General features: G+C 56.6%; 17 protein-coding genes. 12 read left to right on the forward strand and 5 right to left on the reverse strand.

The window, feature by feature from the left end:
- Positions 1-55: 55 nt before the first annotated feature.
- Positions 56-1,438 carry a sodium:solute symporter gene (locus tag REH34_RS20455; protein ID WP_311968991.1) on the reverse strand — a complete coding sequence of 461 codons (1,383 nt, stop codon included), beginning with the start codon at positions 1,436-1,438 and terminating at the stop codon, positions 56-58.
- Between the two features lie 886 nt (positions 1,439-2,324).
- On the opposite strand from REH34_RS20455, the gene REH34_RS20460 reads away from it, so the two are divergent.
- The 3 genes from REH34_RS20460 (at position 2,325) to REH34_RS20470 (ending at position 6,173) form a co-directional block, all read left to right on the forward strand.
- Positions 2,325-3,560, forward strand: coding sequence for an N-6 DNA methylase (locus REH34_RS20460; RefSeq protein ID WP_311968992.1), 1,236 nt, complete (start codon positions 2,325-2,327; stop codon positions 3,558-3,560).
- A gap of 184 nt (positions 3,561-3,744) precedes the next feature.
- On the forward strand, positions 3,745-5,292 hold the full coding sequence (locus REH34_RS20465) for a hypothetical protein (RefSeq protein WP_311968993.1): 1,548 nt from the start codon (positions 3,745-3,747) through the stop codon (positions 5,290-5,292).
- Complete coding sequence (locus REH34_RS20470) at positions 5,289-6,173, forward strand: hypothetical protein (RefSeq protein ID WP_311968994.1); 885 nt, start codon at positions 5,289-5,291, stop codon at positions 6,171-6,173. Before REH34_RS20465 ends, REH34_RS20470 begins: the two co-directional genes overlap by 4 nt.
- Before the next feature lie 195 nt (positions 6,174-6,368).
- On the opposite strand, the gene REH34_RS20475 is transcribed toward REH34_RS20470, so the two are convergent.
- Positions 6,369-7,346 carry an IS5-like element IS52 family transposase gene (locus REH34_RS20475; RefSeq protein ID WP_095178734.1) on the reverse strand — a complete coding sequence of 326 codons (978 nt, stop codon included), beginning with the start codon at positions 7,344-7,346 and terminating at the stop codon, positions 6,369-6,371.
- Positions 7,347-7,494: 148 nt separating this feature from the next.
- On the opposite strand from REH34_RS20475, the gene REH34_RS20480 reads away from it, so the two are divergent.
- Positions 7,495-7,656: a hypothetical protein gene (locus tag REH34_RS20480; protein ID WP_311968995.1), complete on the forward strand. Its 162-nt coding sequence runs from the start codon at positions 7,495-7,497 to the stop codon at positions 7,654-7,656.
- An 8-nt stretch (positions 7,657-7,664) separates the two neighbouring features.
- On the opposite strand, the gene REH34_RS20485 is transcribed toward REH34_RS20480, so the two are convergent.
- The 3 genes from REH34_RS20485 to norR all read right to left on the reverse strand — a co-directional run bounded on the left by REH34_RS20485 (position 7,665) and on the right by norR (position 10,684).
- Positions 7,665-8,132 (reverse strand): GNAT family N-acetyltransferase, encoded by a 468-nt coding sequence (locus tag REH34_RS20485; RefSeq protein WP_311968996.1) that lies wholly within the window; start codon positions 8,130-8,132, stop codon positions 7,665-7,667.
- 8 nt (positions 8,133-8,140) lie between these two features.
- The gene (locus REH34_RS20490; RefSeq protein ID WP_226503085.1) at positions 8,141-9,040 is read right to left on the reverse strand and encodes a chemotaxis protein; all 900 of its coding nucleotides are present in this window, start codon (positions 9,038-9,040) and stop codon (positions 8,141-8,143) included.
- Positions 9,041-9,121: 81 nt separating this feature from the next.
- Positions 9,122-10,684 (reverse strand): nitric oxide reductase transcriptional regulator NorR, encoded by a 1,563-nt coding sequence (norR, locus tag REH34_RS20495; RefSeq protein ID WP_311968997.1) that lies wholly within the window; start codon positions 10,682-10,684, stop codon positions 9,122-9,124.
- Positions 10,685-10,842: 158 nt separating this feature from the next.
- On the opposite strand from norR, the gene hmpA reads away from it, so the two are divergent.
- The 8 genes from hmpA to alaC all read left to right on the forward strand — a co-directional run bounded on the left by hmpA (position 10,843) and on the right by alaC (position 19,782).
- Positions 10,843-12,015, forward strand: a complete 1,173-nt coding sequence (gene hmpA, locus REH34_RS20500; protein ID WP_311968998.1) for an NO-inducible flavohemoprotein — start codon at positions 10,843-10,845, stop codon at positions 12,013-12,015.
- A gap of 165 nt (positions 12,016-12,180) precedes the next feature.
- Positions 12,181-12,687, forward strand: coding sequence for a disulfide bond formation protein B (locus tag REH34_RS20505; protein WP_311968999.1), 507 nt, complete (start codon positions 12,181-12,183; stop codon positions 12,685-12,687).
- A 564-nt stretch (positions 12,688-13,251) separates the two neighbouring features.
- Entirely contained in the window at positions 13,252-14,190 is a 939-nt protein-coding gene (gene cyoA / locus REH34_RS20510) for a ubiquinol oxidase subunit II (RefSeq protein WP_226503089.1), read from the forward strand.
- Positions 14,191-14,193: 3 nt separating this feature from the next.
- Complete coding sequence (cyoB, locus tag REH34_RS20515; RefSeq protein ID WP_226503090.1) at positions 14,194-16,209, forward strand: cytochrome o ubiquinol oxidase subunit I; 2,016 nt, start codon at positions 14,194-14,196, stop codon at positions 16,207-16,209.
- A gap of 3 nt (positions 16,210-16,212) precedes the next feature.
- Entirely contained in the window at positions 16,213-16,842 is a 630-nt protein-coding gene (gene cyoC, locus REH34_RS20520; protein ID WP_226503091.1) for a cytochrome o ubiquinol oxidase subunit III, read from the forward strand.
- Positions 16,842-17,174, forward strand: a complete 333-nt coding sequence (cyoD, locus tag REH34_RS20525) for a cytochrome o ubiquinol oxidase subunit IV (RefSeq protein WP_226503092.1) — start codon at positions 16,842-16,844, stop codon at positions 17,172-17,174. Before cyoC ends, cyoD begins: the two co-directional genes overlap by 1 nt.
- A 9-nt stretch (positions 17,175-17,183) precedes the next feature.
- On the forward strand, positions 17,184-18,059 hold the full coding sequence (gene cyoE / locus REH34_RS20530; protein WP_226503093.1) for a heme o synthase: 876 nt from the start codon (positions 17,184-17,186) through the stop codon (positions 18,057-18,059).
- Between the two features lie 514 nt (positions 18,060-18,573).
- Entirely contained in the window at positions 18,574-19,782 is a 1,209-nt protein-coding gene (gene alaC / locus REH34_RS20535) for an alanine transaminase (protein ID WP_226503094.1), read from the forward strand.
- Positions 19,783-20,162 lie beyond the last annotated feature (380 nt).

Here is a 20,162-nt window from a genome sequence, read left to right on the forward strand (position 1 = left end):
GAAATCCCTTTTATGCAGGTCCCGTTACCTCACCCGATCCAATCATTTCGCGCTGTCACCACGCCTTGAGCGTCCCTGCCACTCGACGCGCAGACAGCAGGCTCACCAGCACAAACGCCACCAGCGCAACGGACAGGCTGTAGTAGATCGGCGTGTTGGCATCCAGGCCATCCTTGAGCATGAACACCACCGCAGTGCCGAACCCCAGCGCCATGCTGGCGATCGCCCCTGCTGTGGTCGCGCGCTTCCAGAAAATCGCGCCTATCAGCGGCACCAGCATGCCGCCCACCAGCAGGTTGTAAGCCAGGGTCAGCGCGCTGATCACGTCGTTCACCACCAGCGCAATACCCAGCACCACCAGTCCGGTGAGGCAGGTTGCCAGCCGAGTCAGGCCCAGGCTTGATTGTTTGCCGCCACGCAGCCGGGGCAGCAGGTCTTCGCCAATGGTGGTGGCCGCTGCGAGCAGTCCAGCGCTGGCGGTAGACATCATTGCCGCCAATGCCGCGGCAATCACCAGCCCGCGAATGCCATCGGGCAACGATACTTTGACGATGGCGGCAAACGCCGTGTTGACGTTCTGCAGGTCCGGCAGCAGCACGTGGGCGGCCATGCCGATCAAGGCGCAACCCAACCCATAAAACATACAGTAAATGCCCGCCGCAGTGCCGGCGTATTGCGCGACTTTGGCGGTACGCACCGTGAACACCCGTTGCCAGATATCCTGGCCGATGAGGATGCCGAAGAAGTAGATCAGGAAATAGGTCAGGATCGTGTCCCAGCCAATGGCCGTCCAGCTGAAATTTGAGGCGGGTAGTTTGCTCACCAAGGTGTCCCAGCCGCCCACGCGATAAAGGCAGATCGGCAACAGCACGAACATCAGGCCCACGGTCTTGATGACAAACTGCACGATGTCTGTGAGGGTCAGCGACCACATGCCGCCAATGGCCGAATACACCACCACGACGCCCCCGCCCAACAGCACCGAGACCGCGAACGGCAGATCGAACAGGACTTGCATGACCGTGCCGATGGCCAGTATCGAGGTGACGCTGATCATCAACGCATACACCAGCATGATCACCGCGCTTGCCTGGCGAGCCATCGGGTTGTAGCGCTTCTCCAGCACTTGAGTGACGGTAAAGATACGCAGCTTGAGCAGCGGTTTGGCGAGGAACAGGTTGAGCGCGATGATACCCAGGCCCAGGGCGGCGCAGAGCCAGAATCCGGAGATCCCGTGAACATAACCCAGGCGCACCGTACCGACTGTGGAGGCGCCTCCGAGCACCGTAGCGGCCATGGTGCCCATGTACAGGGAGGGCCCCAGATTACGCCCGGCCACGAGGTAATCCTCATGGGTCTTGGCCTTGCGCATGCCATACCATCCGAGCACCAGCATGCTCAGGGCATAGATGACGACGACGAAAATATCCAAGGTCATGAAGTGTCTCCAATCGTTGTTTTTATAGTGGGGGACACTTCGGCCGACGCATACAGGGCAGTGATCGGCTCCTGGGAAGTGACCCGGGTCGATTCTGCAAAAGGTGGGGGGTGGGGCAAATAGCGTGGTTCAAATAATCAGTTCAGAGAATGCTGAACTGATAGGGGCGTTTTTGTTGGAGGGGTTTGCTTTCGAGCCGGCCTTGGGGTCGCGGCCCCAGCCATTGGGCACACCCCAATCTCAATTCCAACAACTACAGAAACGCAAAAGCCTCCGATAAAGGAGGCTCGCGCAGGTCACCCGGCAACCCGGAGCTACAGTCCGTTTGAACGTTAGACGTTGATCCGTGACTTGTATCGTAACTTGTTGAATTAATTGAATATTTATAGATGTTATAAAAAATTGTACTCATATATGTACTCATCCACCCTCATGGGTCGCTCATGTGCAGTTGGACGTGGCCAGCGGACTACGAAACCAAGCTTGTGTACCTACGGTTTTAGAGAACGCATTTAGGCTGCTTGGCACCGCCCGGCGAAGTCTCCGAGCCATCTCTGCGACAAGACCGATGTTCTCTACCTACAGAATGCCCTTTTTAGGTAGAACTCGGTAGGCTGGGACCGCTGCTCTTGCCCTGTCCCGGTTTGCAACAGGCTTTTCTCTGCTCGTACCCCTCTCATTCTCTGCATGCCTCATGGCTTGGATGAGCTGTAGATTCAGGCGGGATTCGCAGCTTATGGTGACAAGCGCCCCGTGGGGCGTAGAAGGCTCATGGTAAGGCTACCGCATTCCCTGTATCTTGACGTCTCCAGTGCCAGCACGTTGGATAAAGCAGTGTGCCGTGCACCGCACGCGACTTGAAATTTTACTACGAAGCTAAAAAAACATGGATTTACGGCACCTACCAAAAACTTCTGATCTTTACGGTCGATACTATACCGCGGAAGGAGTTGCAGGCCTTTTGATTGACAGGATGTCTGCTTGCTCTCCAAGCTTAGTAATCGATTTAGGGGCAGGAGACGGTGCCTTAGTGGGAGCGGCCAGTCTTCATTGGGATCAAGCGAAATTCATCACTGTTGACATTGATCAAAATGCGGGAAGTTCGTCTCTTTCAAAAACCCAAAGAGAGCTATTCACACATCATGTTGGGGATGCGCTCGATGGTTCTATAGACGAAAAAATAGGGGTGCCTTTCGGCTCTGTAGATTCTGCATTGTGTAATCCTCCTTATATTCGACCGAAGTGGCAGAAACATTTCGGTGAGATTCTTGAAGACGCGGGGCTGAGTCACATTCTCCCGCAGCTGAGCACTGCCCCTGCGGAAGTGTTGTTTATTGCGCAAAATCTTCGGTTTATTAAATCGGGTGGCAAATTAGGTCTAATTCTTCCGGATGGCATAGTAGCAGGGGAGAAATACTCAGGGCTCCGTAAAGTCTTGGCTACATCGCACTCTCTTGAAAGAGTTGTGGAGTTACCTCGCGGGGTTTTTAAGAGGACGGATGCTAAAGCGCATATTGTAATCTTGAGAAAAAGTCCAGGTGCACGAGACGCCATAAAAGTTCAGCGGCTTGAATCAAACGGTTTACTGTCGAAAGAAATATCCGTCTCGGCGGAAGAGGCAGGCACACGTTTAGATTATTCCTACCTAGTAGCCGCAAACTCAGATCAAAGTTGCGACCACGTCCTATTGCGCGACATTACTACAATGCTCAGGCGTGGTACATTCTCATCAAGTGAGCTGAAAACCTGCCCCCTTCCTGTTTTCCATACCACAAATTTCGTCCCGGGACAGGTCCAGGTTCCTCCTAATTTCACATTGTTGCCAAGCGTTAGAAATCTGGCTGGTGGAATTGAAGCTATTGCCGGAGATATTTTGTTGGCAAGGGTTGGAAGGAATTTAGAAGAAAAAGTATGTGTTGTGGAAGCGGGAGTCGTTCTGGTTTCAGATTGCGTATTTATTCTTCGGGTAGCCCCCTTCGCCCGCAAACAAGTCCTTGGTTATCTGACAGGGGGGGCTGGTCGAGCAGCTATTCGTGCTATCGCCCATGGTGTCGGTGCTAGATTTATAACAACCGAAGCTTTGCTCGACTTAAAAATTCCAAGGCAAATATATGAACGCTAGCACTAACTCAATTGACTCCAGTGTGCTGAGCACTACTTTACAACACCGAGCAGACTATATTCCGCTTGAAGACTTGCATCGCGAGACCTCAGATGGAGGGGCTTTATTTCAGCGCGTTACACTAGAACTCACTAATAAAGCATTACGGACCGTTGTGGGACCTCGCGGGTGCGGGAAAACTCACATGATGCGGTTTGCTTGGCTTTCGTGCCGAGAGAACAAAAATAAGCCTTTCGCAATATTCGCATCTTTTCAGCGTTATTTTCGCCTTGAGCCTTTGCTGTCGAGCAACGCTGGAGCTTCACAGCTTTTTCATTCTTGGGTTTTGGCTAGGATATTACTTTCTACACGTGAAAGCAGCGAGGAATGGCTACCCAAGTTATCTGTAGTGGACGAATTGCTTTTCTCGTATGGCTATGCTTATGAGTCGCTTTTAACGCTTGCAACAAAGCTAGAGCGTAACCAAACCATAGAAGGGGATCTCGCTAAACTCTCCGACTCTCTATCTATCGACCGTGTGAAGCGCATTGTCGATGAACTTTGCCACACTGCAGGCCGTAAATTCTCAGTGCTGCTGTTAGATGACGCGGCGATGACGCTTACTCCGGAGTATCTAATCGAGTTTCTCGATATCGCTCGATCGCTCAAATCCTCTACCATTGCTCCCAAAATTTCAGTTTATCCTGGGACCACTGAAATGAGTCCTCGCTTCCATATGGGGCAAGACGCTGTGTCCATCCCTGCGTGGATCTCGACAGAAGACTCCGAATATGAGTCGATCATGAAAGATATTGCAGCAGTGAGGGTGAAGAAGCTTGAATCAATACCCGATGATGTTCAAGCATTACTCAGGTTTGCCGCATTTGGAGTGCCGCGCGCTTACCTAACCATGTTAGAGGATTACCAGCGAGGTGGCTTTAGGACTGCTCAGCAGGGTGTGACTCGTATCATCAATGAGCACCTTAGCGCGCGTCTTGGTGAGTTTAGAACCCTTGGGAAAAAAGCACCTAAGCTAGAAATATTGGTTGCATCTGGCGAGAAGTTGGTCCATGCGATCTGTGTTTCACTCAAAGATTACAATCGACCGTTGTTAAAGCGTCAAGAAAAGGGAATAACGTATGGGCTTCGGACAGAGGTGATTGAACCTCTGTTAGAACGAACACTGCGGTTGTTGATTGAGGCTGGATTAATCTTTGATGACGGTGAGGTTAAGCATGGTACTCCATTACGTATATACAAAAAATTCATACCCCATAGCAGCCTCCTTCTAAATATAGGGGCTTTCATCGCCGAGGAGGGATCTGGTTCTATTAAGCAGAATTTAGAAGCTATTAGATTCAAGTCTACGAAACATCCACTTAGGAAGAGTTTGACCTCTATCGTAGGTAAGGAGTTTGTAAAAGGACTTAGCTTGGCTTTGCCGCAGTGTGCAAACTGTAAGGAAAGAAGACTTTCAGATAATCAGCGTTTTTGCCATGCTTGCGGCCACCAGCTAGTAGATGCATCTGCTTTTCACCAGTGCTTGGACGCTTTAATTGACGAAGTTCCTGGTTTGACAGACTGGCAAAGAAACCAAATTAGGGAGCATCTCCCGTTTTTTAGAACAATTCGGGACTATCTGGCTAAACAGGATCCGGCGGCAGATTTGCTAAGCGTGTCGGGGTTTGGTCGTAGACGTACAGCTCGCATTGTCGATGTGCTAAACAGTTTTGTTGATGATTACCTATCATGAGTAATTATGCAGCAATTGTGACGGTGCGTCCGCTCAAAACCGCAATTGATACGGAAAAGCTCTTTGATGGCAGTTATGTTGAAAAAGAAGGGTCTCCTGTAGATTTGTTTTTGGATAACTCGCTTTTATTAAATAAGCATTGGACGAGCTTGGGGCCGACAGAGGAAATAGCTCCTGAAATTAGCAGGTTGCTATTAATAGGTTATCTGTCTGCAGTTGAGGGGTATATGCGGTCGCTGATTACTAGGCTGATTCATTGTGATCCTTTCACCAGAGATCTATGTGCGCCACACCAAGTGTCCTACGCTGCTGCTATACATCATTCCAAAGAAGCACTCCCAGATGCTTTGTTGGAAGAAACAAGCTTTTCAACGCAAAAAGTAATAGCCCCGTCACTAAAAAAATTTGTAGGGCTGGAAAATGTATCAGTTGGCACTCGTAATCTTTTGGAGCAGTTTGACCAAATAATTCAACTACGCCATTGTTGCACTCACAGGTTTGGCAAGCTTGGAGTAAAAAACGCCTCAGCATTAGGCCTTCATGCTCATAGTAAATTTTTAGAGAAACCAGTGTCGCTAAATAAGGTCTCCATTGCAAGTATCGCAGATTTGACCTTTACGCTTGTAAAAAGTCTAAATAACGACGTTTTTGGTTTTGTTATGAATCGGACTGCAACTGGAAAACTTCCGCAGCGGGGAAGTCTTGGTATAGGCTGGACTTGGCACAAAGCACGTGACCGTTCCATGTTCAATAAATACTACGATATTTTTTGCAGTAAAAAAGATGCTACTCCCTCTCTAGAAGCTGAGGCAGTTTACGATTTGTTCCGGGAAGCACATCGTAATGTTGGAAAGAAGCCGAATAAAGTTTCAAAAAAATAGTTTTTGGAAGTGCCCAGGTAAACCATAAGTGGTATTAGGTCTGCCTCTAGGGAGACGCTGAACAATTAACCCCGTTCGCACCGCCCCCGTTTCCAAGTCGTTTTTTTCAACCTGCCAACCTTGTTTTACGTTTCCGGGGCAGGTTTCTCCCCTCATTTTGCTGATCTACGGGCCAGTCCCGTCTTTCAGACGGATTTATCCCGCCGCCCGTTGCAAATACCGCTTGGCCAGCATCAGATTGGCCAACCCAAACAAACTGAACAACTGCGCCGTATTCTTTTCCAGCCCACGGTAGCGAACCTTGCGATGATTGAAGCGCACCTTGATTACCTGGAAGGGGTGCTCGACCTTGGCACGCAGTTGCGCCTTGGCATATTCAATTTTGCGCTTGACCCGATAGAGCACGCTGCCTTCGCCGTGCTGCTTGTAACTGCTTGGCCGTGCTGCAATCGACCAGATAACGTCCCGTTCAGCATGCTCCGGTCGCTTGGCCGCACCGGTGTATCCAGCGTCACCCGAAACATAGGTTTCGTCACCGTGCAGCAACTGATCAACCTGGGTGACATCCGCCACGTTAGCAGCCGTACCTATTACGCTGTGCACCAGCCCCGACGTGGCGTCGACACCAATGTGGGCCTTCATCCCAAAGTGCCACTGATTACCTTTTTTAGCCTGATGCATCTCGGGATCACGCTTGCCTTCTCGATTCTTGACCGAGGGCGGCGCGGCGATCAGGGTAGCGTCGACGATAGTGCCTTCCTTGAGCAGCAGACCTCGGCTGGCCAGATGCTGGTTAATCGTTTCAAACAGCACTCGTGTCAGCTGATGGGTTTCCAGCAAGCGACGAAATCGCAGTAGGGTGGTGGCATCCGGTGCCGACTCACGGCCCAGGTCGATGCCGATAAAACCACGAATGGCCTGGCTGTCGTAGACGGCATCTTCGGTACCTTCATCGGAGAAACCAAAACACTGCTGCACGACATACATGCGCAGCATGCGCGACAACCCGATCGCCGGGCGCCCGCGCTTGCCTGTGGTGTCGCTATAGAATGGAGCCACTTGCGCCTCAAGTTGTGCCCAGGGCACCAGCTGTTCAAGGTCAGCCAAGAAGCGGTCGCGACGAGTCTGCTTTTTCTTGCCGGTGTATTCGAGTTCGGAGAAGGTCTTCTGCACGCGCGTAACAGGCTCACGGAGAGGGGGGTGGTTGAAGGTGCTCAGTGTGCCAAGGCTACGGGCTGTTGGCTATTTTTGCAGCGGCTCCCTAGGGCTTTATCTTGCGCCTTGGGGGCCTGCGTCCGGAGCCTGGCTGCTGCTGCCCTTCATGGCTATGGTCATCGGCTTGACGCATGTGTGGCGCTACCGGTGGATGTACTGGCTGTCTTCGAGCAGCACGGTGATCGGTGTGCTGGCGATGTTCATCGCAACGGAGAGCGAGCTGTCACTGATTGCATTGTCGTTTCTGTACTTGTTCGTACAAGCTTGAGCGCGCTATCAACAGGATTCGCGTCGCAGGCAGTGCAGGCCCATGTGCTCATACAGCCGGCGCGCCGAATGGTTGTCTTCGCGTACCCGCAGGTCCATCGAAGCTTCGCCGCGTTGGCGATAGGTTTGCATCGCCCAGGCGAGCAATGCGCGGCCGAGCCCCCGGCGCCGGGCCCGCGGATGCACCACCAGGTCCTTGAGATAGCCGCTGGTCCAGCCCTGCACCAGCGCGATCAGGCCGTGGCTGTCCATGACCAGCAGGCACAGGGCAGGATCGTACTCGGCATTGCTGCGCCACTGCTGCTGCCAGGTGGGCCAGTCAAGCAGGTCGTCGGCATTGGCTTCGCGTAACAGGGCGTAGGCAGGTGCGGCGTCAGCGGCGTCGAACAGGCGCAGCGTTACCCCAGGCGGCCAGAGGGGGGAGGGCGTCGCCTGCTGCAGCGGCATGCGCAGCAACAGGCAATGATCGGCCGCCATGCAGTGCGTCAGTCCGGCAGGCCGTTGACCGCCCGTGCCGCGCGAATCAGGCAATGGGTCAGCTCTGGCGAGGAGAATTTGGTCAATACCGCGTTGGCACCGGCGGCCTTGGCCTTTTCGCTGTTCATGGCGCTGTCCAGCGAGGTGTGCAGCAGCACGTACAGGTCCTGGAAGTCCGGCGTCTCGCGCAGGCTGCGGGTCAGGGCATAGCCGTCCATCTCGGACATCTCGATGTCCGACACCAGGATGTTGATCTGCTGGGCGGTGCCTTGCAGATCCAGCAGTTGCTCGATGGCTTCCTTGGCACTGCGGGCGGTGTGGCAGGACAGGCCCAGTGTGCGCAGCGTCAGGACCGATTGCTGCAACGCTACCTGGCTGTCGTCGACCACCAGAATGTTAGCCGTGGAGAGCATCTCGGCATCTTGCGCACTCAGGCCGGTGGCCACAGCCTCGACCTTCATCGGAGAAATGCCGTGGATGACTTTTTCGATGTCCAGCACCTGCACCAACACGTTATCGACCCGAGTCACGCCAGTGATATAGGACTTGTTGCCCGAGCCGAAGGGCGGCGGGCGAATGTCGGTGGTCAGGCAGTGCACGATCTTGCTCACGGCTTGCACGTGCAGGCCCTGCTTGGAGCGGCTCACATCCGTGACAATCAGGCAGCCACCGGCCGGGTCGAGCAGGGGCATTTCGCCGATGGCGCGGCTGAGGTCGATCACCGACAGCGAGGTACCGCGCAGCGTGGCGACGCCTTTGACGTTGGGGTGCGATTCCGGCAGGCGAGTCAGCGGTGGGCAGGGAATGATCTCGCTGACTTTCAGCAGGTTGATCGCCATCAATTTGCCGCTGCGCAGGGTGAACAGCAACAGCGACAACGAATCCGCGCGGGCTTTGGGGGACGACATAAGAACCTTCTGAGTCGTGTGGGGGGAGCATTGTTGGGGTTATCGACCTGAGGGCGGCAGGCTTTAGCGTTTTGTCTGCGGTCATTTCAATGACAGGCGTCTGGCCATGCGATTGAGGTTAGCGCGGTCCATGCCGAGCTCCCTGGCGGCGCTGGCCCAATTGTGGTCGTGTCGGGTCAGGCACGCTTCGATCATCTGGCGTTGAAAGCTGTCGGTGGCCCGGCGCAGGTCGCCGTCCGGGGAGAACGGTAGAGGCGGCGTACCTGGGCTGGGCGACTGATGTGCAGCCATTGGCATGTCCACTCCCTGTTCGATATCCAGGTCCCGGGCACTCAAGCCTAGCAACCGGGAGTCCGCCCGTCGGCCCCAGGCCTTGAGTGCGCTACGGCCGATCAGGTGCTCCAGTTCCCGCACATTGCCGGGCCAAGTATAGGCCAGCAGGGCGGACTGGGCGTCCGCCTCCAGGTGTAACCCGTCGAGGCCCAGGCGCGAGCGGTTGAGCTCCAGAAAGTAGCCGCTGAGCAGCAACACGTCGCGCTCACGCTCGCGCAACGGCGGAATGTGCAGCGGGAATACGCTCAAACGGTGATAGAAATCGGCGCGGTAGCGTCCCGCGCGCACTTCTTCGGCGAGGTTGCGATTGGTGGCCGCGATCACGCGCACATCTACGCTTTGATCCTTGTCCGAACCCAGCCGCTGCAGCTGGCCGCTTTGCAGCACGCGCAACAGTTTGGCCTGGACGGTGAGCGGCAATTCACCGACCTCGTCGAGGAACAGGGTGCCGCCATCCGCCAGTTCGAATTTGCCCCGGCGGTCGGCTTGCGCGCCGGTAAAGGCGCCGCGCACATGGCCGAACAGCTCGCTCTCGACCAGGTTTTCCGGCAGGGCCGCACAATTGATGCTCACCAGTGGTGAGCGGGCGCGTGACGAGGCGCGGTGAATGGCTTGCGCGACCAGCTCCTTGCCCACCCCCGTTTCCCCGGTGACGAGTACCGTCAGGTCGCTGTGGCCGACCAGTTCGATCTCTTCCTGCAGGCGTCGGAGGGCGGGGCTCTGGCCGATCATCGGCTGGTGTTGCTGGCCGCTGGCCTGGCGGTAGATCTCAGCGCGGTGGTGCTCGTCTTCGGCGCGCCGCGCCAGATGCTGGATGCGCTCGGCCACCGTCACGGTGGCAGCGGCGAGGCTGGCGAAGGCTTGCAGGGCGCCGGGCTCCAGGTGGTCGAAGCGGTCTGGGTCGAGGGCGTCCAGGGTCAGCAAGCCCCAAGGCCGTTCATCGATCATCAGCGGGCAACCCATGCAATCGTGTACATGCAGTTGCTCGTGCAGGCCGTCCACTAGCCCGTCATAAGGGTCGGGCAGCGGGCTGCGGCTGTCGAAGCGCGTGGGCGCCGGACTGGCCAGCAGTTGCTGGAAGCGTGGATGTTCGTCGACCTTGAAGCGTCGGCCCAGGGTGTCGGTACTCAGGCCGTCGACCGCCAGTGGGATCAGCCACTGCCCCTCAAGGCGCAGCAGTGCGGCGGCGTCGCAGGGCAGCAGAGCCCGCAGTGCGTCGAGCAAGCGACGATAACGTTCTGCCTCGGGCAGCTCTCGGGAGAGATCCTCGACCAGAGGAAGAAGGGCGGTCAGCAGGGGTTTTGCAGTCATAAAGACCTCGCGTAGTCGATATGACTCTACTCGATTGCGAGTCATTATGACTTCATAATTATTAAGCTATTGATTTATTTGGATAATTTTTATGGCATGAAAAGTGGAATGTCTTTGGTAGACATTCATCGTGAGCCCCACGGCTCCAGGAGCTTTCTATGCTGAGCCTAGAACACCGCGCCATCGTCAAAGCCACCGTCCCCTTGCTGGAAACCGGCGGCGAGGCCCTGACCACGCATTTCTACCAACTGCTGCTGAACAAGCACTCCGAGCTGCGTCCACTGTTCAATCAGGCGCATCAGGCCGATGGCGCGCAACCTCGCGCGTTGGCCAACGGGGTGTTGATGTACGCCAAGCACATCGATCAGTTGGACGCCCTCGGCGATCTGGTGGGGCGCATCATCAACAAGCATGTGTCGCTGCAGATCCTGCCAGAGCACTATCCGCTGGTTGGCGCCTGCCTGCTGCAATCCATCGAGGAGGTTTTGGGCAAAGAGATCGCCACCGCTGCGGTCATTGAGGCCTGGGGCGCGGCCTATGGGCAGTTGGCCGAGATTCTGATCGGTGCCGAAGAGGTGCGATATCAGCAAAATGAGCAAGCCGAAGGCGGCTGGCGTGGCGCACGGGCATTCCGCCTGAGCCGCAAGGTTGTAGAAAGCGCAGAGATCACCTCGCTGTATTTCGAACCCGTCGATGGCCAGGCGATTCTGTTTGCTGCGCCTGGGCAATACATCGGCCTGCGGCTCTCTATCGATGGTCAGGAGCATCGGCGCAACTACTCGCTGTCGGCGCTGGCCAATCATGGGCATTACCGCATCAGCGTCAAGCGAGAACCGGGCGGCAAGGTATCCAACTACCTGCACGACCGATTGGCCATCGGCGCCATCCTCGACCTGTTCGCCCCTGCCGGTGAGTTCACCCTCACAGACAGTGACAAACCCTTGGTACTGATCAGCGGCGGCGTCGGTATTACCGCCACCCTGGCGATGCTCGAGGCTGCGCTACCAACCGGGCGTGCCGTGCATTTCATCCATTGCGCGCGCAATCGCGCAGCCCACGGGTTCAGGACGCAGGTCGATGCGCTGGCCATGCAATATCCGCAGCTCAAGCGTTTTTACTGCTACGAAGAAGGGGCGGGCGCCGATGCCCTGGGCCGTCTTGATGCCAGCCTGTTGGAGCGCTGGCTGCCGCTTTCGCGTGACGTGGATGCCTGCTTTCTCGGGCCCAAGCCCTTTATGTCGGCGGTGCGCAGATTGTTGATCGCCAGCGGCGTGCCTTCGCAGCAGTGTCGGTACGAGTTTTTCGGCCCGGCCAGTGCGCTGGATCAATAAAAGCGAAATCAAGCCCCTGTAACATTTGCACAGAGTTAATCGTGCATTAATCGATTTACCCTTTACTCGCTGGCGCTGCAGGGGCGTAGACTTGCGCCCACTTTTCATCTGCGGCCCTCAAATGCGGCCGCGGGTCGATTCGAACTGGCGAACAAAGGAAAACCCATGAGTGACATCAATGTGCGGCTGGTCCGCGAGCGGCGTTATCTAGTGCTGCTGGGGATCATCTGTCTGGCGCTGATCGGCGGCGCGCTGTACATGCAGGTGGTATTGCAAGAGGCCCCTTGCCCCCTGTGCATCCTGCAACGCTATGCGTTGCTGCTGATCGCCATTTTCGCCTTCATCGCCGCCGCCATGCCGGGGCGCAAATCGATGACCTTTTTCGAGGGGCTGGTGGTCTTGAGTGCCTTGGGCGGGATCGCCGCCGCCGGCAATCACGCTTGGGTGCTCGCCCATCCGTCGGATAGCTGCGGCATCGATGTGCTGCAACCAATCGTCGATGGCTTGCCTATGGCGAACTGGTGGCCAATGGTCTTCCAAGTGTCTGGCTTCTGCACTACGCCGTACCCGCCGGTGCTGGGTTTGTCGCTGGCGCAGTGGGCTTTGACGGCTTTCGTGCTGACCGCTGTGATGGTGCCGCTGTGCGTTTACAGAAATCGTCGGAACGCCTAGCTCGCTTCAGATTCATACTTGCAGGCCGATACAAATTGTCGCCTGCGCGGTTTCGTCGCGGCCAATGACGATTTATTCTGGTTCATTCGCCTGCAGCCCAGATATTTCGGGCGTATCAGCGGATCTGTCAGGGTGCGACATCGTGTCGCAAGGACTTGAAATTACGGCCGATTGTTGCATAATTCGGAAGTAACTGTTGCTAACTAAACCGTATTCATTGAGGGGTTACCTCACTACAATCGCGGCACTTTCCGCCTTGCGGTACCGTCTGAAAACCCTCTGAATCACGCGCACACGCGCTGTTCAGAGCCTCGGGCATCCAGCTTCGCGGTGTCGTGTAGAAGGTCCCTTCAGGATGTCCTGCACCCGATGGATCGGGTCCGTTGAAGGCGTAATGCCGACGAAGCCACAATAATAGAACACCGTACTACACTGGTCTGCCAACAGCAGCTGATCTAGAGGCATGCCCGTTTTCGATACCGATAAATGCTGACGCTTGGCAGGACGAAGTGTTGGCGATCACAACACAATTGCATTGAAGCAAGCTGCTTTAGAGGTCGTGAGATGAGCAAAAAGCGTTACCCCAGACTGTTTGGCATATTGCCCTTTTTCGGCATGCTTTTTCTCAGCGGGTGCAACTGGACCCTGCTGGATCCGAAAGGGCAGGTCGGCATCGACGAACGTAACCTGATCTTCATCGCCTTCGCCTTGATGTTGCTGGTGGTGGTTCCGGTGATCGTCATGTGCTTCATGTTCGCGTGGAAGTACCGCGCGTCCAACAAGGATGCCGATTATCAGCCCGAGTGGGCCCACTCCACCAAGATCGAACTGACGGTGTGGGGCATCCCGCTGCTGATCATTATCGCGCTCGGCTGGGTGACCTATGAATCCACTCACCGCCTTGATCCGTACAAGCCACTGGTTTCCGAGAACAAGCCCATCACCATCCAGGTTGTAGCGCTGGACTGGAAGTGGATGTTCATCTATCCGGAACAAGGCATCGCCACGGTCAACAAAGTGGTGTTCCCGGCCAATACACCGGTCAATTTCCGTATCACGTCCGACTCGGTGATGAACTCGTTCTTCATCCCGGCACTCGGCGGCCAGATCTACGCGATGGCCGGCATGCAGACCCAGCTGCACCTGATAGCCAACGAAAACGGTGTGTTTGACGGTATCTCCGCCAACTACAGCGGTGCCGGTTTCACCGGTATGAAGTTCAAAGCAGAAGCGACCTCCCAGGCTGATTTCGATGCGTGGGTCAGTAAAGTCAAGGCAGCACCTAAACAGCTTGATACGGCTGAATACGCTGAAATGGCCAAACCAAGTGAAAACAATCCTGCCGTCGAGTACAGCTCGTTTGCACCGAACCTGTTTCAGACCATCCTCGACAAGTACGAAGGTATGAACCCAGGTAAAGGTCTGCACTCCGAGCACGAAGCCGGTGGCAGTATGGAAGGGATGGACATGGGCGCGAATTCAGCTGCTGGGGCGAAGGAGTAAAAGATGTTCGGTAAATTAAGTCTGGAGGCGATACCGTTCCACGAGCCGATTGTGATGGTGACCCTTGCGGTCGTCGCCATATTGGGCCTGGGCCTCGTATCAGCAATCACCTACTTCAAGAAGTGGGGTTATCTGTGGACCGAGTGGTTGACCACTGTCGACCACAAACGTATCGGCGTGATGTACATCGTCGTGGCCGTGGTCATGTTGCTGCGTGGTTTTGCCGACGCCATCATGATGCGTTCCCAGTTGGCGGTCGCTACGGGCGGCTCCACCGGCTTCTTGCCGCCGGAACACTACGACCAGATCTTCACCGCTCACGGTGTGATCATGATCATCTTCATGGCCATGCCATTCATGATCGGTCTGATGAACATCGTGGTGCCGTTGCAGATCGGCGCACGCGACGTGGCCTTCCCGTTCCTCAACTCCGTCAGCTTCTGGCTGTTCGTGGCTGCGGTGCTGCTGGTCAACATCTCCCTGGGTGTCGGCGAATTCGCCAAGACCGGCTGGGTGGCCTATCCACCGCTGGCGGGGCTGCAATACAGTCCGGGCGTAGGCGTTGACTACTACATCTGGGCACTGCAGATATCAGGCCTGGGTACATTGCTGACAGGGGTGAACTTCATCGTCACCATCCTGAAGATGCGTGCGCCTGGCATGACCCTGATGAAAATGCCAGTGTTCACCTGGAACTGCCTGTGCACCGCTGTCCTGATCGCCGCTTCGTTCCCGATCCTGACTGCGACACTGCTGTTGCTGACCGCCGACCGTTACCTGGGCTTCCACTTCTTCACCAATGAACTTGGTGGGAACCCGATGATGTACGTCAACCTGTTCTGGGCATGGGGTCACCCTGAGGTGTACATCCTGATCCTGCCAGCGTTTGGTGTCTTCTCCGAGGTCACCTCGACGTTCGCCAAGAAACGCCTGTTCGGCTACGTATCGCTGGTCTATGCGACCATCGCCATTACCGTGCTGTCGTTCATCGTCTGGCTGCACCACTTTTTCACCATGGGTTCGGGGGCCAACGTCAACGCCTTCTTTGGCATCATGACAATGGTGATCGCGATTCCGACGGGTGTGAAAATCTTCACCTGGCTGTTCACCATGTACCGTGGTCGCATCGAGTTCACCACTCCGATGCTGTGGACGATCGGCTTCATCGTGACCTTCAGTATCGGTGGTATGACCGGCGTATTGCTGGCCGTTCCGGGTGCTGACTTCGTACTGCACAACAGCCTGTTCCTGATTGCGCACTTCCACAACGTGATCATCGGTGGTGCCGTGTTCGGTTACCTGGCCGGTTTCTCGTTCTGGTTCCCGAAAGCCTTCGGCTTCAAGCTGAACGAGCGTCTGGGCAAGTACTCCTTCTGGTGCTGGATCGTCGGTTTCTACCTGGCGTTCATGCCGCTGTACGTGCTGGGCTTCATGGGCATGACCCGTCGCCTGAACCACACCGATAACCCAGAATGGACGCCGTGGCTGCTGGCTGCCTGGGTCGGTGCACTGTTCGTCGCTGCAGGTATCTTCTTCCAGCTGCTGCAGCTGTACGTGTCGATTCGCGACCGTCACAAGAACCTGGACACCACGGGCGATCCATGGGATGGCCGTACGCTGGAATGGTCGACTTCGTCGCCACCGCCGTTCTACAACTTCGCTGAAGTACCAGCCGTTTCCGACCTGGACGCTTACTGGGGCATGAAAGAGCGCTCCCAGGCGACCGAAAAGGCCGCGACCTACAAGCCGATCCACATGCCACGCAACACCGGCATGGGTGTACTGATCGGTGCGTTCAGCCTGGTAATGGGTTTCGCACTCATCTGGCACATCTGGTGGGCAGCGATCATCGGTCTGGTCGGCATGATTGCCGGTGTGATCATCCGCAGCTACGACAACGATATCGACTACTACGTGCCGGTTGACGTAATAGCACGCATCGAGGGCGAACACATGAAGTCGCTGGCTGCCGCCAGTGCCGCTCATGGCCGTCTGAACTCCACGGTGGAGAAGGCTTAAATAATGTCCAATACAGCAATTCACGGCGCTGTCGCCGACGGCCATGGTCACGATCATGGCCACGATGATCATCACGACGCCGGGGCCATGACGGTCTTCGGCTTCTGGATCTACCTGATGACGGACTGCATCCTGTTCGCGTCGATCTTTGCCGCGTACGCAGTCCTGGTAAACAACGTTGCTGGCGGGCCTTCGGGCGCCGACATCTTCGAACTGCCTTATGTGCTGGTCGAAACCGCAGCGCTGCTGTTGAGCTCCATCACCTTCGGCTTCTCGATGCTGGCGATGTACAAGGGTGACAAGGGCAAAGTGCTGCTGTGGCTGTTCATCACGTTCCTGTTCGGTCTGGTCTTCATCGGCATGGAAATCAATGAATTCCACAAGCTGATCGAAGAAGGTTTCGGCCCGGATCGCAGTGGCTTCCTGACCGGGTTCTTCACCCTGGTTGGCACCCACGGGGTGCACGTGACCAGCGGTCTGTTGTGGATGGCCGTGGTTATGCTGCAAGTACGCAAGTACGGCCTGACGCCTACCAATCAGACGCGCATGAGCTGCCTGAGTTTGTTCTGGCACTTCCTGGACGTGGTCTGGATCTGCGTATTCACCGTTGTCTACCTGCTGGGGACCCTGTAATGGCTAACGCACATACCACTTCCGCCGGCAGCAGCCACGGTAGCCACAAGTCGTACCTGATCGGTTTCATCCTGTCGGTGATCCTGACCGCGATTCCGTTCGCCGCAGTCATGACCCACGCGCTGCCCAAGGACATGACCCTGCTGGTCGTCCTGGTCACCGCCGTGGTTCAGGTCCTGGTGCACCTGGTGTACTTCCTGCACCTTGACCGCAGCTCCGAACAGCGCTGGAACGTGATTGCATTCGTGTTCTCGGCATTGATCATTGCGTTCCTGGTCGGCTTGTCGCTGTGGATCATGTTCAGCATTCATCACTTCATGATGGCGAAGTGAGGCAGGCGCATGTCCATTAAGCACTTTATCCAAATCACCAAACCGGGGATCATTTTCGGTAACGTGCTTTCTGTGGCAGGCGGCTTTTTCCTGGCCTCGCAAGGAACGGTCAATCTTTGGCTGTTCCTCGCTACAGTGATTGGTACTTCGTTGGTGGTGGCGTCGGGCTGTGCATTCAACAATTGCATCGACCGCGACATCGACGTGAAGATGGAGCGCACCAAGAACCGCGCGTTGGTCCAGGGCGAGATTTCTCTGAAAGTCGCCCTGACCTACGCCACGGTGCTGGGTGTCGCCGGGCTGGGCATGCTCTGCGAGCTGGCCAACCCGCTGGCCTCGCTGTTCGGCCTGATCGGTTTCATCATCTACGTCGGTTTCTACAGCCTCTATCTGAAGCGCAAGTCGGTTCACGGCACGCTGGTGGGCAGCCTCTCCGGGGCCATGCCACCGGTCATCGGCTATGTCGCGGTGAGCAATCACTTCGACCTGGCCGCGCTGACCCTGCTGGTGATGTTCAGCCTGTGGCAGATGCCGCACTCGTACGCAATCGCGATCTTTCGCTTCAACGATTACCTGGCAGCGTCCATTCCGGTGCTGCCGGTCAAGCGCGGTATCGAAGTCGCCAAGCGGCACATCCTGTATTACATCGCGGCGTTTCTGGTCGCTACGCTGATGCTGACTCTTGGTGGCTATGCCGGCATGAGTTACATGGCAGTGGCGGCGGCGATGGGCATGTACTGGCTGTACATGGCCTGGACCGGCTACAAGACCTCAGATGACGTGAAGTGGGCGCGCAAGCTGTTCGTGTTCTCGATCTTCACCATCACGGCGCTGAGCATCATGATGTCCGTGGACTTCAAGATCCCGACGGTGCTGCTTACCTAAGCGTATTGTTTTACGCGTAGGTGCCAGGCGTTAGCCTACTGCCATACGAAACGCCCCGGGCCTCAAGGTTTCGGGGCGTTTTTGTTTTTGTGGGATTCGGGTTTGGGCCTGGTTGTGCTGGAGTTTGCGCGGTTTTGAGATGGGGGTGTGGGCCTGCTTGCGCTCCAGCCTGCGCTCCAGCCTGCGCAGCGGCCTGCCATTGGCCCCTCGCCTAGGCTCGGGGTGCCCGCGTTCCGTCAGCTGAACAGAAGGCACGCCTCGACGCGCCATCCATGGCGCAACGAGGCTTTGCCGGCATCCACGCCGGCAAGCCCTCTGTTCAGCTGACGGAACGCGGCCTGCTGGAGGGCCGCCGCACAGGCTGGAGCGCAAGCAGGCCCATACCGACCCAGCCCCCTCGCCCAATGAAAAACACTGGACAACCCCAACCCAGGGCCATTATCTTTCCTGCCGTGGCCACCGCAGTGGCCGACGTCGCTCGGACGGTTCCGGGCGCTTACGTTTCGAGGAAGTCATGGCCGAACATCGTTCGCCGCGCCGCTTTGCGCGCATAGATCGTCTCCCCCCCTATGTTTTCAATATCACTGCCGAGCTGAAGATGGCCGCGCGTCGTCGTGGCGAAGACATCATCGACTTGAGCATGGGCAACCCCGACGGGCCGACGCCGCCGCACATCGTCGAAAAACTCTGCAGCGTCGCCCAGCGCGAAGACACCCACGGTTACTCCACCTCTCGCGGTATCCCGCGCCTGCGCCGGGCAATCTCGCGGTGGTACAAGGATCGCTACGACGTCGAGATCGACCCTGAAGACGAAGCCATCGTTACCATCGGTTCCAAGGAAGGCCTGGCGCACCTGATGCTGGCCACCCTGGACCAAGGCGACACCGTCCTGGTGCCCAACCCCAGCTACCCGATTCACATCTACGGTGCCGTGATTGCCGGCGCCCAGGTGCGCTCGGTGCCACTGGTGCCAGGGGTGGATTTCTTCAACGAGCTGGAGCGGGCGATTCGCGAGTCCATCCCCAAGCCGAAGATGATGATTCTGGGCTTCCCGTCCAACCCGACCGCGCAATGCGTGGAACTGGATTTTTTCGAGCGCGTGGTGGCCCTGGCCAAGCGCTACGACGTGCTGGTGGTGCACGACCTCGCTTACGCCGACATCGTCTACGACGGCTGGAAAGCCCCTTCGATCATGCAGGTGCCGGGCGCCAAGGACATCGCGGTCGAGTTCTTCACCCTGTCCAAGAGCTACAACATGGCCGGCTGGCGGATTGGCTTCATGGTCGGCAACGCGGAACTGGTCAACGCCCTGGCGCGGATCAAAAGCTACCACGACTATGGCACCTTCACGCCGTTGCAGGTCGCCGCCATCGCCGCGTTGGAAGGCGATCAGCAGTGCGTGCTGGACATCGCCGAGCAGTATCGCCAGCGCCGCAACGTGCTGGTCAAGGGCCTGCACGAACTGGGCTGGATGGTCGAGAACCCCAAGGCGTCGATGTACGTGTGGGCCAAGATCCCCGAGGCGTATGCGCATCTGGGCTCGCTGGAGTTCGCCAAGAAGCTGCTGGCCGAAGCCAAGGTCTGCGTGTCGCCGGGTATCGGCTTTGGCGACTACGGCGACGATCATGTGCGCTTCGCGCTGATCGAGAACCAGGACCGGATCCGGCAGGCAGTGCGCGGGATTCGGCAGATGTTCCGGGCGGATGACAAGGCCAGAGTCTGATACTGCGCGGTCCCTGTGGGCGCGTGCAGAGCCCGCTCCCACAGGTGAAAGTGTTGCGCATGGTGGCTCAGCGTAGTGATCAGGTTCCAGCCATCACCGTACAACACGGTATTTTCCGGGAAACCCGGTGCTGGGCTACGCTGCATATACTTGCTACTGGATTATTACCGATCCGGAAAATAACTTTTCCCAAATGGGTATTTTTAACTGCGCGCATTCGGGCCTAAGCTCGATTGATTAGCTGATGATGAAAATATCCATGAAAGTGCGTCATAAAGTCGCCCCGCATCGCCACTGCCATTGCCTCACGGGCGCCGGGGGCTATGCTGTGGACGGCACTTTTGCTTTTTGCGTGAGTTCTAAATTTTTGGACGTACGAC

This window comes from Pseudomonas baltica (assembly GCF_031880315.1).
GTDB lineage: Bacteria > Pseudomonadota > Gammaproteobacteria > Pseudomonadales > Pseudomonadaceae > Aquipseudomonas.

Coding starts and splice junctions, on each gene's coding strand:
- REH34_RS20460 (WP_311968992.1), top strand. CDS start 2,325: ATGGATTTACGGCACCTACCAAAAACTTCTGATCTTTACGGTCGATAC.
- REH34_RS20465 (WP_311968993.1), top strand. CDS start 3,745: ATGATGCGGTTTGCTTGGCTTTCGTGCCGAGAGAACAAAAATAAGCCT.
- REH34_RS20470 (WP_311968994.1), top strand. CDS start 5,289: ATGAGTAATTATGCAGCAATTGTGACGGTGCGTCCGCTCAAAACCGCA.
- REH34_RS20485 (WP_311968996.1), bottom strand. CDS start 8,132: ATGGCGGCCGATCATTGCCTGTTGCTGCGCATGCCGCTGCAGCAGGCG.
- cyoA (WP_226503089.1), top strand. CDS start 13,252: ATGAGCAAAAAGCGTTACCCCAGACTGTTTGGCATATTGCCCTTTTTC.
- REH34_RS20480 (WP_311968995.1), top strand. CDS start 7,495: ATGGCTATGGTCATCGGCTTGACGCATGTGTGGCGCTACCGGTGGATG.
- cyoB (WP_226503090.1), top strand. CDS start 14,194: ATGTTCGGTAAATTAAGTCTGGAGGCGATACCGTTCCACGAGCCGATT.
- cyoC (WP_226503091.1), top strand. CDS start 16,213: ATGTCCAATACAGCAATTCACGGCGCTGTCGCCGACGGCCATGGTCAC.
- cyoD (WP_226503092.1), top strand. CDS start 16,842: ATGGCTAACGCACATACCACTTCCGCCGGCAGCAGCCACGGTAGCCAC.
- REH34_RS20505 (WP_311968999.1), top strand. CDS start 12,181: ATGAGTGACATCAATGTGCGGCTGGTCCGCGAGCGGCGTTATCTAGTG.
- norR (WP_311968997.1), bottom strand. CDS start 10,684: ATGACTGCAAAACCCCTGCTGACCGCCCTTCTTCCTCTGGTCGAGGAT.
- REH34_RS20455 (WP_311968991.1), bottom strand. CDS start 1,438: ATGACCTTGGATATTTTCGTCGTCGTCATCTATGCCCTGAGCATGCTG.
- REH34_RS20490 (WP_226503085.1), bottom strand. CDS start 9,040: ATGTCGTCCCCCAAAGCCCGCGCGGATTCGTTGTCGCTGTTGCTGTTC.
- hmpA (WP_311968998.1), top strand. CDS start 10,843: ATGCTGAGCCTAGAACACCGCGCCATCGTCAAAGCCACCGTCCCCTTG.
- alaC (WP_226503094.1), top strand. CDS start 18,574: ATGGCCGAACATCGTTCGCCGCGCCGCTTTGCGCGCATAGATCGTCTC.
- cyoE (WP_226503093.1), top strand. CDS start 17,184: ATGTCCATTAAGCACTTTATCCAAATCACCAAACCGGGGATCATTTTC.